The sequence below is a fragment of the Fibrobacter sp. UBA3718 genome, assembly GCF_002371935.1.
Taxonomy (GTDB): Bacteria; Fibrobacterota; Fibrobacteria; order Fibrobacterales; family Fibrobacteraceae; genus Fibrobacter.
Map to the genome: position 1 here is coordinate 601,776 of NZ_DFHR01000013.1, position 13,842 is coordinate 615,617.

The 13,842-nt window shown below is 56.8% G+C and carries 13 protein-coding genes and 1 pseudogene; 7 read left to right on the forward strand and 7 right to left on the reverse strand.

Annotated features, from left to right (window positions below; translation table 11 throughout):
* Positions 1-320: 320 nt before the first annotated feature.
* Together B4A77_RS12845 and rpsT are read right to left on the reverse strand one after the other, a co-directional pair.
* Positions 321-884, reverse strand: a pseudogene (locus B4A77_RS12845) (GTP-binding protein); the annotation flags it as partial.
* A 205-nt stretch (positions 885-1,089) separates the two neighbouring features.
* Positions 1,090-1,350, reverse strand: coding sequence for a 30S ribosomal protein S20 (gene rpsT, locus B4A77_RS05865; protein WP_290723061.1), 261 nt, complete (start codon positions 1,348-1,350; stop codon positions 1,090-1,092).
* 111 nt (positions 1,351-1,461) lie between these two features.
* On the opposite strand from rpsT, the gene B4A77_RS05870 reads away from it, so the two are divergent.
* The 3 genes from B4A77_RS05870 (at position 1,462) to B4A77_RS05880 (ending at position 4,605) form a co-directional block, all read left to right on the forward strand.
* A complete protein-coding gene (locus B4A77_RS05870) occupies positions 1,462-2,670 on the forward strand; it encodes a DegT/DnrJ/EryC1/StrS family aminotransferase (protein WP_290739152.1) in 1,209 nt (402 codons plus the stop codon).
* Positions 2,667-3,179, forward strand: coding sequence for an acyl-CoA thioesterase (locus tag B4A77_RS05875; protein ID WP_173381257.1), 513 nt, complete (start codon positions 2,667-2,669; stop codon positions 3,177-3,179). Before B4A77_RS05870 ends, B4A77_RS05875 begins: the two co-directional genes overlap by 4 nt.
* A gap of 85 nt (positions 3,180-3,264) precedes the next feature.
* Complete coding sequence (locus B4A77_RS05880) at positions 3,265-4,605, forward strand: MATE family efflux transporter (protein WP_290739155.1); 1,341 nt, start codon at positions 3,265-3,267, stop codon at positions 4,603-4,605.
* On the opposite strand, the gene B4A77_RS05885 is transcribed toward B4A77_RS05880, so the two are convergent.
* Positions 4,602-5,420, reverse strand: a complete 819-nt coding sequence (locus tag B4A77_RS05885; protein WP_173381259.1) for a fibrobacter succinogenes major paralogous domain-containing protein — start codon at positions 5,418-5,420, stop codon at positions 4,602-4,604. The two genes, B4A77_RS05880 and B4A77_RS05885, sit on opposite strands and share 4 nt — an antisense overlap.
* Positions 5,421-5,674: 254 nt before the next feature.
* Between B4A77_RS05885 and dnaG the strand changes: the two genes are divergently transcribed.
* Genes dnaG through B4A77_RS05900 form a run of 3 tightly spaced genes read left to right on the forward strand, consistent with a single transcriptional unit; the run spans position 5,675 to position 9,325 of the window.
* The gene (gene dnaG, locus B4A77_RS05890) at positions 5,675-7,597 is read left to right on the forward strand and encodes a DNA primase (RefSeq protein ID WP_173381260.1); all 1,923 of its coding nucleotides are present in this window, start codon (positions 5,675-5,677) and stop codon (positions 7,595-7,597) included.
* A 4-nt stretch (positions 7,598-7,601) separates the two neighbouring features.
* Complete coding sequence (gene sufC, locus B4A77_RS05895) at positions 7,602-8,348, forward strand: Fe-S cluster assembly ATPase SufC (RefSeq protein ID WP_173381261.1); 747 nt, start codon at positions 7,602-7,604, stop codon at positions 8,346-8,348.
* Positions 8,348-9,325: a SufB/SufD family protein gene (locus B4A77_RS05900; protein ID WP_173381262.1), complete on the forward strand. Its 978-nt coding sequence runs from the start codon at positions 8,348-8,350 to the stop codon at positions 9,323-9,325. The genes sufC and B4A77_RS05900 overlap by 1 nt, the downstream gene beginning before the upstream one ends.
* A 322-nt stretch (positions 9,326-9,647) precedes the next feature.
* Here B4A77_RS05900 and B4A77_RS05905 read toward each other — a convergent pair whose 3' ends face one another.
* From B4A77_RS05905 to B4A77_RS05920, 4 genes are all read right to left on the reverse strand, one after another.
* Positions 9,648-11,555: a SulP family inorganic anion transporter gene (locus tag B4A77_RS05905; protein ID WP_290739161.1), complete on the reverse strand. Its 1,908-nt coding sequence runs from the start codon at positions 11,553-11,555 to the stop codon at positions 9,648-9,650.
* 97 nt (positions 11,556-11,652) lie between these two features.
* Positions 11,653-11,991 carry a hypothetical protein gene (locus B4A77_RS05910; RefSeq protein ID WP_173366135.1) on the reverse strand — a complete coding sequence of 113 codons (339 nt, stop codon included), beginning with the start codon at positions 11,989-11,991 and terminating at the stop codon, positions 11,653-11,655.
* Positions 11,988-12,593 carry a hypothetical protein gene (locus B4A77_RS05915; protein ID WP_173366136.1) on the reverse strand — a complete coding sequence of 202 codons (606 nt, stop codon included), beginning with the start codon at positions 12,591-12,593 and terminating at the stop codon, positions 11,988-11,990. The genes B4A77_RS05910 and B4A77_RS05915 overlap by 4 nt, the downstream gene beginning before the upstream one ends.
* Positions 12,594-12,605: 12 nt before the next feature.
* Positions 12,606-13,139 carry a sulfurtransferase TusA family protein gene (locus B4A77_RS05920; RefSeq protein ID WP_173381264.1) on the reverse strand — a complete coding sequence of 178 codons (534 nt, stop codon included), beginning with the start codon at positions 13,137-13,139 and terminating at the stop codon, positions 12,606-12,608.
* A gap of 185 nt (positions 13,140-13,324) precedes the next feature.
* On the opposite strand from B4A77_RS05920, the gene B4A77_RS05925 reads away from it, so the two are divergent.
* Positions 13,325-13,842 (forward strand): glycosyltransferase (locus B4A77_RS05925; protein WP_290739163.1); only part of this gene is annotated, 518 nt, incomplete at its 3' end.

Here is a 13,842-nt window from a genome sequence, read left to right on the forward strand (position 1 = left end):
TCGACCACGCGGCCGAATGAAGGCATGCGCGGAGCCTGCGGAACCGCACGGGGACGTCCGAACGGGGACGAGGCAACGTTTTTCTGGAAGAGCCCCGAACCTGCATTGCCAGACGGCATAGCGCCGGCAGTAGGCCTTGCAGCAAAAGAGGGCATCTTGAAAGGTGTGGCAGCGGGGGCTTCCGCCGGGCGCGGTTCGCGCTTGGGAGCGGGCTGGGAAACGGACACCCCTTCCTTGGTGAGGCTCACGTCGTGCACGCCCGTGTTGTTCACGCTTTCGGCGGCCTTGCGGAGGAACCCTTGCTTCACGTTGAACTTTTCGATAACGAGCATCGCGATAGTCTTGAGCGTCGTGACGACACCCTTGCCGTTGTGAGCCGTCGCCGGGAAGAACGGAACCTGGCGCGGATTAAGCTCGGCGTTCATCTCGTCGAGGGTAAACACGTTTTCCATGTCGCGCTTGTTGTACTGGAGCACGAAGGGCATGTCGTCGAGGTCCATGCCGTAATCCTGGAGGTTCTGGCGGAGGTTCTGCAGGCTCTCGATATTCTCGGCCTGGCGCGACCGCTGCGAGTCGGCGACAAAGACAATTCCATCGACACCGCGAAGCACAAGCTTACGTGTACTATTGTAATAGACCTGGCCCGGAACCGTATAGAGCTGGAAACGGGTCTTGAAGCCCTTAATATCACCTAGATTGAGCGGAAGGAAATCGAAGAACAAGGTGCGGTCACCCTCGGTCGCAAGCGACACCATGTCCGTGCGCTTGTCCTGGGGCATTTTCTGGTGGATTACCTGCAGGTTCGTCGTCTTACCACTAAGACCGGGCCCGTAATACACCACCTTACAGCTGATTTCACGCGTAGCAAAATTAATCGAAGACATTTCTAATCCTTGATACTTGTCGCTAATCTAGAAAAAATTATCAGGAACGGAGCCGGAAAGAGCATGAGAAGCAACGATTTAGCCCCATTTAGACAAGTCCAACTCATTGCCGTACAACGGAATAGAGAGGTGCATCCGTAAAAAACACGAAATACCGATGCACAGAAGTGCACCGGTACGCAATTCGTCGAACTAGCGTGCGCGATTAGGCGAAGCCGTTAATGACCTTAGCGACCTTGGCCTTGTAGTTGGCAGCGCGGTTAGCATTGAAGCCGGCGCGGCTCTTGTTGGCAGCAACGTCGAGAAGGCGGAACAGCTTCGGCATTTCGGCAAGGGCGGCATCCTTAGAGGTAGCAGTACGGATGGCCTTGAGGCTTGCGCGAATTTCGGCGCGGGCTGCACGGTTCATGGCATTGGCCTTTTCGGCCTGACGCAAACGCTTTTTGCAAGATTGATGTTGAGGCACCTTAAATCTCCGGGTAAAACCTACTTAAAATTTTTTGTAGGGACAAAGATAGTAAAGAATGGGAATTTGTCAAGCCCCCAAATTGGGCGAATTTGCTAAATTTTAGCCATTATGATGCCATTCGTGAACCTGACAGCGCAAAGAGAGGCCTATCGAGAAGAACTCGAGACCGCAGAACGCGCCGTTCTAGACAGCGGATGCTACATCGGCGGGCCGGAAGTGGCAGCCCTCGAGAAGGAACTTGCGGATTTTTGCAATTCTGGGAATTCGGACGCCGGAATGCAAGGCTCTTTTGCCGGAAAAGACCGCGCGGAACCCGAAACTCACGCCATCACGTGCGCAAGCGGTACCGACGCCCTCACCATCGCCCTCATGGCCCTCGGGCTCAAACCGGGGGACGAGGTCATCGTACCCGACTTCACGTTCATTGCACCGGCGGAATGCGTCGCGTTTTTGGGCGGCATACCGCGTTTCGCGGACATCGACCCCGAAACGCTCCTGATCGACCCGGAAAGCGTGAGAGCGCTGATTGGCCCCAAGACGCGCGGGATTATCGGCGTGGACCTGTTCGGGCAAGTTGCGGATTTCAACGAGCTATGGGAAATCGCCGTCGCGAACGACCTCTGGCTTTTAGAAGATGCAGCACAGGCATTCGGGGCGACATTCGCTCCGTGGGAAGGCATATCCCCAAACAAGCCCTGGCGCGCCGGCACCATCGGCAGCATCTCGATCACGAGTTTCTACCCCTCGAAGCCGCTGGGTTGCTACGGCGACGGCGGTGCGCTGTTCACCAGTGACCCGAAGTTGGAAGCAAAAATCCGGCAAATCGCGAACCACGGGAGCAGGGAACGCTACCTGCACGAGACCGTGGGCATGAACAGCAGGCTCGACGCACTGCAGGCGGCAGTGCTACGGGTAAAGCTCCGCCACCTCGAAGAAGAACTGAAGGTGCGCCGCGAGAACGCCCGCAAATACGGCGAGTTTTTCGCGGAATACAACGCAGGTGCGGGCATTTCGGGCGCAAGCGCCGGTGCAAAAATCGTGCCGCAATACATCGAGCACGGATGCACCAGCACCTACGCGCAGTACACCGTGCTGGCCGACGACCGCGAAACCTTTATCAAGAAGCTCGACAAGGCAGGAATCCCCCATTGCATCCACTATCCGCAGCCGCTGCACGAACAGCCCTGCTTCAGGGAGCTCGCACAGGGCAGCGAAAACAGGAACGCCATCATGGCGAGCCAGAAGGCAGTAAGCCTCCCCGTCTGCGCGTTTACCGATGTAGATTTTATCATAAACAAGCTGAGGTCCGTCCTATGAGAAACACAGGCCTGATACCCGGAATCGCCAACGACAAGACTCCCCGCAAGGTCTCGGAGTCCGCGCTGGAATCGCACGCCATCGTGCACCCCGTCGACACGAACGCGCTGAACAACGCCTTCGGGGGCTACCTGATGAGCCTTATGGACGAAGCCGCCTGCATCGTCGCCTTCAAGCACGCAGGCCGCAAGGTGAACACCGTCTCCATCGACGGCGTGCGGTTTTTCCGCCCGACGGCGGTCGGCACCATCCTCAATATCCACGCGAGCATGAACCGCGTGTTCAACACCTCCATGGAAATCGGGCTCAAGATAACCGAGACCGACCCCGAGAACGGAGCCGAGCTCCCGGTCGCGCACGCCTACTTCACGTTCGTCGCCATCGACGACAACGGCAGGCCCACCGCCACGGCCCCCGTGGAACCCGATTCCGACGAAGCCCGCCGCCGCTACGAGCAGGCGCTTGTCCGCCGCGAAGCAAGGATTGAATTGGGGAAGAAACTCGGGTAACAGCGGCGCGGACTGTATACAGGCGGAACCATTATTTATGTTCGGGGCTCTTTCGCGGGCCCCTTCCCATTTCTAAAATTGTGCCATGCGCGGACCCCAAAAAGACGTCAAAGACCGCTCCCTGATAAGCCTTTCCTGGCCGCTTATCCTCACGTTCGCCGTGGGCATGATCCAGCCCATGATGGACAGCTGGTTCCTCTCGCGCACTTCCGAAACCGCAGCCGCCGGCGTCGGCGCCATGCTCCCGATTCTCGGGGCGCTCTTTACCGCGCTCCACGCCTTCGCGCAGTCCGGCGCAAGTATCGTCTCGCAGTACATCGGCGCCAAGCAGAACAGCCACGCAAACAGCACGCAGACCATGGTCCTCTTCGGGAGCATCTTGCTCGGGGTCGCCCTCACGCTCGTCATCTACCCGCTTTCGGGCCATATCCCGCAATGGATGGGCCTCACCGAGGAACCCGCGAAATACGCGATGATGTTCCTGAGCGTTGTCTCGTTCGGGTTCGCCTTCCGCGCGCTGCAGACCATCCTTACCGCCCTCATCGCCACGCACGGCCTTACCGTATGGAACCTCGTGGGCAACACGCTCACCATCGCGAGTAACGCCGGCCTGAACGTCGTGTTCCTCGAAGGATATTTCGGGCTCCCCAAGATGGGCGTTTACGGCGTGGCCCTCGCCACCGCGCTCTCTTGGCTGATATCTTCGTGCATTTTGTGGATGGTGCTCAAGTTCAAGGTCAAGCACCAGAGCAGGGCCCGCGACTGGAAGCGCTCCCGCATACTCCTCCCCGACTGGGTGCGCATCGGCCTCCCCGCCGCCGCGGAGCCCATCAGTTTCCAGCTTTTCCAGGTGTTCATTACCGCGATGGTCGTGTACGTGGGCACCACCGCGATGACCGCCCGCGTGTTCGCAGGTAACTTCGCCGCCCTTTCCGTGATTCTCGGGGTTGGCCTCGGCAGCGGAAACCAGATTCTCGTGGCACACCTCGTAGGCGCCCACGACTTTGTGAAGGCGAACCGCCGCGTTTACCAGACGCTTGCCGTGGGCATCACGAGCGGGCTCTTGCTCTCGATAATCGTCGCACTCTTGGGCGAGCACCTGCTACGGCTCTACACCGACAACCCGGAAGTGCTTAGGCTCGGGAAAATATGCCTCTGGTGCGACGTAGCCGTGCAGCCGTTCAAGGCGGTGAACTTCATCCTCACCACGTCGCTGCGTGCCGCAGGCGATTCCAAGTTCCCCGCTATTGTCGGGAGCGGCATGATGTGGACGCTCGGGCTTGCGACTTCGCTTATCCTCGCGTTTGTCGTGGGGCTAGGCCTCCCCGGCCTCTGGCTCGGCATGGCGAGCGACGAATTCTACCGCTCGTTCGCGAACATCTGGCGCTGGCGTAGCGGCCGTTGGAAAAGCAAGGCCGTAGTTTAGTCCTGGATACAACGGACGGAGAATTCGGAGTTCTTATCGTCGTAGTTCAGGCCCGCATCGTCGTGGTTGAAGTCTAAGCCCATGTAGTACGCGCTGAAGCTAATATTCTCCGTAGAACTCCAGAAGAGCGCGAGCCCGCCCTCGTTGTAGTAATCGACATTATTCTCCCTGTAACCAGCAGGCAACGCCGAGAACCCGAAAGAATCCGTGCCGTTGCCATTACTTTCCCATCCGGATGTGGACTTGAGCACCCTGCCAGCCGTCGATTGTCCGTCGACTGCATTGAACAAAGTTTCCCATTCGGCCTTGCTCGGCAGGTGCCAGCCTTCCGGGCATACTCCCTGGATGTTTCCTGATAGCAGAGAGCATGTATAGCCATAGCCACATTCGCTTTCCGACTTGCCTACCGCCGCAGCCCACGTGTAAAGCCTTCCGTACTTGGTGCAGTTGGATTCATTGTTGTTATAGCAGAAACTGGAGTCCGTTTCGTAGTTCAGGTTTTCCGCCATCCATACTTGGTCACCAATTTTCACAGTCTTGTAAGTCTGACCGTCACGATCATCAACCAACTCGCCGTATTCGCAGTTGTCTTCCGTTTCGGTCTTACAACCGACGACAGAATCCAAAGATTTAGACGAACTGCTGCTGGACTTGGCGCTGGACGACGACCCGTCCGAAGGCCGAGTCGCGAAATCGCTATCATCGTCGCTACACGCGACAAAAGCAAGTGTCAGGCAAACGATTGCCGCCACCACGCTTCGCTCGTGGCAGGCTCTAGCAAATTCCCGCAGCAACCTAGAGAATAAGTTCTTCATATTTCCTCCTATTTTTTTTGAAATATAAGAAAATGCAGTTCAAAGGAAAACCGAAAGGACAAGCAGTCACGAGGTTTTACTCCCGCCGCCCCCCACATGCGCCAAAAACAACAAGCATTTTTCTACTGGAGTCCTCGTCATTTTTTGCGTAGAAGGCAACCTTACAAAGCGAATACTTAAACGAAGTGATTGTGCGAGCGTGCGGAGCGTGCCCGAAGCCAACATTTTTACTAAAAAAAGCTAAATTTGGGCGCATGCCATTCTACCCTAACGAAGTCATTCAGCAGCTCAAGAGCCAAGCGGACATTTCGCTCGTAATCCAGCAGTTCTTGCCGCTGAAGCGCACGGGTACGAACCGCTACGTGGGCGTATGCCCCTTCCACGACGACCACTCCCCCTCCATGACCGTGAACCCCACGCTCGGCATCTACAAGTGCTTTGCATGCAATGCGGGCGGCGACGTGTTCAAGTTCGTGCAGGAGCACGAGAAAATCGACTTCAACGGCGCCGTGGAATGGGTCGCGAACTTCGTGGGTTTCGACCTCCCGAAATTTACATCGAAGGAAAATGCCGAGGTCACCGAAGAACGCGCGATGGTCCGCAAGCTGAATGAACTCGCCTGCGAATGGTTCGAGCAGCAGCTCCCGCTCAGCAAGAAGGCTCTCGAGTACCTCAACAAGCGCAACATCAGCGAAAAGACGCGCAAGGAATTCCACATCGGTTACGCTCCCGATGGACGCGAAGGCTTTATCGGCTATGCGGCAAAGAACGGCTTTTCGCCCCGCGACTGCGTGAAGGCGGGCCTTGCCACCGAGAAGAAGAACGGGGGCATCGCCGACAAGTTCCGCGACCGCCTGATGATCGCCATCCAGAACCAGTCGGGAATCGTCGTCGCGTTCGGCGGCCGCGACCTCGCGCCCAAGCAGGAAGGCTTCGAACGCCCCAAGTACATGAACAGCCCGGATACCGCACTCTACAACAAGAGCGAGATCCTTTTCGGGCTCAACCACAGCCGCGCCGCCATCTCCAAGGAGAACGCGGTCATCATCGTCGAGGGCTACTTCGACCTGATGAGCCTCTACCAGGGCGGCGTGCAGAACGTGGTCGCCGCTTCGGGCACGGCGCTCACCGAAATTCACGCGAGCATCCTCGCCCGCTACGCGAAAACCGCCTACCTCGTGTTCGACGGCGATGCCGCGGGCCAAAAAGCGACCATGCGCTCGCTAGAAATCGTACTCCCCAAGGGCATCAACCCGAGAATCTTTGCGCTGTCGCGCCCCGACGGTACCAAGATCGACCCCGACAATTTCGTGAACGAACAAGGAGCCGACGCTTTCCGCGAAGAACTCAAGCACGCCGATGACTGGCTCAGCTATCTCGCCCGCAAGACGGACCTCCAAAGTATCGAGTCCAGGGCCAGGTTCGTCACTTACGCAAAGTCTATCGTCAAGAGCATCCAGGACAGCGAACTCAGGAACCAGTATCTAAAGCTCATCGCCGAGCGCTTCGACACGTCGCGCTCACTGGATGGCATCCAGAGCATCCGCCCGCAAAGGGCGCCCAAGGTAAGCGTACCGCAGCCGCAACCGGATCCGGAATTCGCGGAATATGGCGAGATGCCTGCTGCTCCGCAGGAAGCCGAAAGTGTCCCGTGGAACATCCTCGCCCAAGTAGAGACCCGGTTCGCGAATCTCCTCGTGAAAAACCCGACGCTTCTCGACCGTGCCTGCGAATATTTCGACATGGAACTCGCTGCGACCGGCATACAGTTCTTCGAATCCTCCCTCGTCGACGAATTCGTGATGACTGTCATCGCCTTCTACTCCGAAACAGGCACATTTTCCCCGCAGAGCCTCTACGAGCAGCTTTCGCCGTTACAGCAGCAGTTCATGGAAGGGCTTCCTGACGAAGCATGGACCCCGCCGAAAGAAATCTACGAGTTCTACGAGACGCTCCTGGTGCTCACCTCCAGGCTGTGCGACCGGTTCCGCAAAACCATCGACCTCAGCACAAACGAGGGCGTGCAAAAGCGCATCTCGCTGAATACGTTCGTGCAGAACATGCAAAAACTCGAGAACCAGTACCGGAACGGCGCCGTATCCATCGACAATCTCGCCGACCAGCTCATAAAGAGCAAGAAACCCCTTATACAAATCCTAGCCGCCACACAAGGATAAAACCATGTTATCTATCAAGAACCTGAAAGCAAGCATCGAAGACGGAACGCAAATCCTCAAGGGAATCGACCTCGAGGTAAGACCCGGCGAAGTCCATGCCATCATGGGCCCCAACGGCTCGGGCAAGAGTACGCTTTCGAAAGTCATCATGGGCCACCCCGCATACAAGGTGGACGGCGGCTCCGTGGAACTCGACGGCAAGAACCTGCTCGAAATGGAAATCAGCGAACGCGCCAACTCCGGGCTCTTCATCAGCACGCAGTATCCGACCGAAATCCCGGGCGTGAACAACGTGGATTTCTTGAAGATGGCGCTCAACAGCAAGCGCGCCTACCTGGGCATGCCCGAAATGAGTGACGACGACTTCAAGAATCTTTGCGAAGAGAAGATGGCCCTCCTCGAAATGGACGAGCGCTACCGCGAACGCGGCGTGAACGACGGCATGAGCGGCGGCGAGAAGAAGAGGAACGAAATCCTGCAGATGGCGATTCTCGACCCGAAGGTAAGCTTCCTCGACGAGACGGATTCCGGCCTCGACATCGACGCGCTCCGCATCGTGGCTAACGGAATCAACCACATCATGGCGCCGGAAAAGGCCGTCATCCTCGTCACCCATTACCAGCGCCTGCTGGACTACATCAAGCCCACCTACGTGCACGTGCTCCGCCACGGAAAGATTATCCTCTCCGGAGGCCCGGAACTCGCCCTCAAGCTCGAAGAACAAGGCTACGACTGGATCGAGGAGAAGTGATGGACGCCATTGCCCGCATCAAGCAACTGGGGATGCCCCGCCGTAACGACGAACTTTGGACATTCTTCCCCGTTTCAAAGATTCCAGCGCCGGAATTCCCCGACGCATGCGCCTGCGAAGAGGACTTTTCGGACGAAATGGATTTTGCAGCCCTCCTGCCCATCGCAAGCAACGCCCGCACGATGGTCCAAAGCATCGCCGACAACGCCGAGGAAATCGCGATGCTCAAATGCAACAACGACTTCGGGCGCACGGTACTCAACATCGGCAAGAACGCGAAGGCAAGCATCGAGATTCTCGACAACAAGGTGCAGCATCCCATATGCGCCGAACGCTTCGACGTGAACGTGGGCGAAGGCGCCGACGTCGAAATCTTCTTCGCGAACCCCGCAAACGACCTTCCGCTCGCCTTCAGGCACTTCCGCATCACACAGGCGGCAGGTTCCCAGGTGCGTTTTGCCTCCATCGAGCGCGGTAACGGCATTAGCCGCGTAAGCATCGACGACTTCCTGAACGCCCCGGGCGCAAAGTTCGAATGCCGCACGCTCAACATGCTCGGCGGCACGGCCGAAAGCCACCACAGGTTGCATATCTACCACAACGCCCCCGAGACGACGAGCACGCAGCTTTCCAGGAACCTGCTCGACGGCAGTTCCCGCGCGAGCTACGACGGCAGCGTCATCGTCGGTGCCAACTGCACCAAGGCTCTATCAAGCCAACTCGTGAACACCATCCTCCTCTCGGGAGACAGCTCCGTCTCCGTGAAGCCCGTGCTCAAGATTTACCACGACGACGTGGAATGCACGCACGGCAATACCGTGGGCGAACTCGATGCAGAACAGATGTTCTACCTCGTGAGCCGCGGAATCCCGCAGGAGACCGCCAAACGGATGCTCATGTCAAGTTTTGCAAAGGAAACGTTCTACCCGCTCCCCGATTCCGTAGGCAAGAAGCGCCTGCTACAGGTCCTCGCCTAAGACCCGCCTACCGCAAAAAAAAGAAACGCCCCCGTGCATGGGGGACGTTCCTTTGGTAGGATAGATTTTAGGAGGAGTTACGAAAGTGTCTGCAAAAGGTAGAGTGTCACGCCCATGAAGGCGAGCATGAAGTTGGCGAGGAACGTTGTGGAGGCGAGGTCTTTGAAGATTCGTGTCATCATCCGTTATCCCTTTTTTTGGTTACGGTCTCAATATAGATTAGAATATTCCAACTTCAAAGTAATGGAAATCACACTGCGATTTGCGTCACGCGAAATACGAACGGTCCTTGACAAGCGGGAACCAGGTTCCCAATTTTTCGCTACTTCTTCTCGTTCTCGATAATCTTGATGGGTTCGTCCATCATCTTTTCGGCGATGACTTCGGGCGTTTCCTCGGCAACCGCGGCGTTAGATTCCTCGGGCATCCAGGGCTTGTCGAGGCTCTTTTCCCAAGAAACCGTAGGCGCGGGTTGGACTTCGTGCGATGTATCCACCACGGGGAGCCCCAGGAGTTCACGCGCACGGTTGAGCGCGGCGTCGATATTGCCAAGGGCATTCTCTTCGCCAAGCTGTTTCAAGACGCCGGCACGGGTGAGCGCCACCACGGGCTGAGCATGCACGCCACTGAGCAGGAGCTGCGTCCCTTCGCGGTTGCAACGATTCAGCAAGTCTTCAATCATCTGAATACCGGCGGCATCGATGCTCGACACGCTACGCATGCGCAAGATAAGGATTTTCGGCTTGTCGGAAATGCGCGCCATCGTGTCCTTGAACTTGTCGACCGCACCGAAGAACAGCGAACCGGCAAGCTCGTACACAACCACGCCCTTCGGCACCTGGCGGCTGAGCTCGTTGTGGGCGGCCTCCTCGTCGTCTTCCTTGAGGGCTTCGGTCACCGTCTCCATCTCGGAAACATCGCTCATGCGCTTGATGAAGAGCACCGCGGCCAGCAGCACACCGACTTCGATGGCCACCGTGAGGTCAATAATCACCGTGAGGAAGAAGGCCACGAGCATCACGATGACGTCGCTCTTCGGGGCCTTGAACATCTTGATGAAGCTCCGGTAGCCGCACATATTGAACGCCACCTGAAAAAGCACTGCAGCAAGCGCCGCCATCGGGATCATTTCGGCATACTTGCCGAGCACGAGCATAATGAGCAGAAGCACCACCGCATGCACAAGGCCCGAAACCGGACTCACTGCGCCGTTACGGATGTTGGTCGCCGTACGGGCAATGGCACCCGTCGCCGGGATACCACCAAAAATCGGGGAAAGGATATTCGCCACGCCCTGGCCAAAGAGTTCGGTGTTGGAACGGTGCTTGGTAGAGGTCATGCCGTCGGCCACGACCGCAGAAAGCAGGGATTCGATGGCACCAAGGATGGCAATCGTCAAAGCCGGCTGGAACACCTTCTGCATCATCTCGAGGCTAATGTTCGGCAGGTGCGGAGTCGGAAAACCTGTCGGAATGTGGTTCTTCATGCCGATAGTCACCACGCCGTGGCCCGTAATCGGGTCGTCCCAGCCCAAGACCTTCACCATCACGGTCGCGACGATAATCGCAATCAGGGAGCCGGGCACCTTCGTGGTAATTTTCGGCCACAAGATGCATACGGCAAGCGCCACAAGGCCCACGATGACAGCATATATATTAATAGTGTCGAAAGAAGTCGCGTAAAGCTTGATCTTGCCGATAGCATCGGCGGGGTCCTTGGCCAAAAAGCGGAGTCCGAAGAAATTCGGGACCTGGCCGAGCGCGATGATGATGGCGATACCCGCCGTAAAGCCGACCGTCACCGGGTAAGGGATGAACTTGATGATGGCGCCAAGTTTCGCGATACCGAAAATGATGAGCAAAATACCCGCAAGGAGCGTCGCGGAAGCAAGGCCGTCGTAGCCGTACTGGGAGACGATGCCGTAGACAATAACAATGAATGCACCGGTAGGGCCGCCAATCTGGAAGCGGGAACCGCCCAGCAAAGAAATCGCAAAACCCGCGATAATCGCCGTGTAGAGGCCCTGTTCGGGACCCACGCCCGAGGCGATGGCGAACGCGATGGCGAGCGGAAGCGCGAGAATGCCCACGATGAGGCCCGACATGAGGTCGCTCACGAAGTTTTTCTTGGTGTAGCCTCGACGCAGTACCCGGACAGATTCAGGGGTAATGGTCGCTTTAACGCCCGATAGGAAATTCTTGAAGGATTCCTTGGCGTGGATATTGGTCATCTGGCACTCCGAGATTGAAGAACGGCGCCAAATTTAGAAAACTTTACAATACCCGTTAAGGGTAAAAAGAAAAAATAATGGAAGACCTTTGCGAAGGCTACAACAGGCCCTTCTTGGCAGACCGCATCAGGTTCTTCACCTGCTTCTTGGAAAGCTGCGGAACCTCAGCGTCCTTCTGGGCCCTAGACTTCGGGGCGCATTCCTCGCAGAAGTGCTTGATGACGGTCCCGTAGCTTGCAGCGCCGTCCATCTTGTCGGCCTGGCGGGAGCGGAACGGCCTCACCAGCGCCTCGCGGTGGCACTTGTCGCAGATACCCATCTTGGGAGCGGCAGGCTCACGGCGCACGTGTTCCTTCTTGTCCTGGTCATGGGTCATTTCCCAGGCACGTTTCTGGGCGGCAATCTTCCTTGCAAATGCGTCATCTAATAGGCTCATATCATCTCCTTGTTTTCTTTAATCTCTTTCAATATACAATCTTGCAGGAAAAGGGAATGCAGCGTGATGCACAAAGAAGTGGGTTTCGCCTCGTCCGAATAGAGGCTCCGGGCAAACTTGCCGCGTTCCACCTGTTTTTCCTTGAAAAATTGCGCGTGGCTGGCGAAATCGAGGACCTTGACGCGTCCCGGGAACTCGCTTTCGAAGCCTCGGATGGCCTCGTTAATGACCTCAATCTGGTCGGAAGCATCCGGGAGCAGGTCGCACGGAATAGTCTCGACAAAGATGTCGGACTGGGTCTTACTAACAAGTTCACGGACCAGGTTCCCATAGTTTTCGGCCGTTTTCGCCCCGTTGCCGTGTTCCCCCCTCGTCAAGTCGTGAAGCCCGAGGCCGAGCACGATGCGCCCCGCCTTCTTGCCGATGATATCGGACGCCGCACGCGACAGGAGCTGCGGAAGCAGGAGCGGAATCGGGGAATTGATGGAAAACTGCATGGGGCGGTTGGGCGCCCTGCAAAGGAGCATCTCGGCACAGCGGGTCGCCACTTCGCCCTGTTCGCCGAGCAATTCGTCACCTATGATGAGGATCCTGTTTTCCACGATTATAATCTACTACTTATCGGCGGGTTTGACCACCGAAATTTTCCAAAAATCCGCATTTTTTTCGCGGGAAACGATGCGGCAGCCGTCTGCAACCAGCGCTCCCGGTACATTTTCGATCGGGGATCCCTCGTCAAGGAGTATCGAAAGTTCCCTTCCCGGCGGAAAACCGGCCATCACGAGCCTTGACCGAGCCGCATTCAGGGGGCACTTCACCCCCCGCAGGTCGAGTTCGCCAGGCAAATCCCCCTGCAGGGCTTCCGGCAGAGGTCCGGACTTCGATTTTGCGCAAAAATCGGCAATTTCAGCCTGATGTTCTTCCGGGGACTCTAGCCAGCGGCTGACCGGGACGTCGGGAAGGCGCGCAAGGGCGACACGGGAAAGGGCCTCCGCAGGCGGAACTGGCACCCCCAATCCCCGGCGGAGCCACTCCGCACAAGCAAAGGAAACTAGCCTCGAAAGCGCCTCCGCAAACCCAGCCGAACCGCGGTTCGCCTCCATCCAGCGGACTACCGCCCGAGCATCTGCCTGTTGCCGTTCTTCCATCGTTTCATTCCTTTTATCATAAAAATCTGTTTTTTTCTCAGAAAAATACGTAAAAATGATTTTTTTTCAAAAAAGTCTATCCTACCAACTTTTTTAACATAAAAATCGACCTAGAACATAGCAAAGTTTTGGTTCAATTTCTATATTTGGCGCCAAGCATCACAAATGCAAAGGTTTTTGATACGATGAATACATTTCTCCTCTACGCAATGTTCGTAGTATATGTCATCGCCGGTGTGGGTTTGGTGATTTACGGCTTTAGCTGTTATTACAGCATCTACTTGTTCCTCAAAAACAGCCGAACCACGCGACTCACCGACCGCAAAAAGATTCTCAAGTTCTACCGCGAGCATTCCATCAATGACCTCCCGCAGGTCACGACCCAGCTCCCCGTCTTTAACGAGGCGAACTGCGTGGAACGTCTGCTCGACGCTGTCTGCGCCATTGACTACCCCAAGGACAAGCACGAAATCCAGGTTCTGGACGACTCCACCGACGAATGCTACGAAGTGGCGAAGAAGAAGGTGGCCGAACTTGCCGCGAAGGGTTACGATATCAAGCTTATCCACCGCACGAACCGCAAGGAATTCAAGGCCGGCGCCCTCAAGGAAGCCATGGCCGTCGCGAAGGGCGAATTCCTCGCGATTTTCGACGCGGACTTCGTCCCCGAGAAGGACTTCCTGTTGAAGACCATCCCCTACCT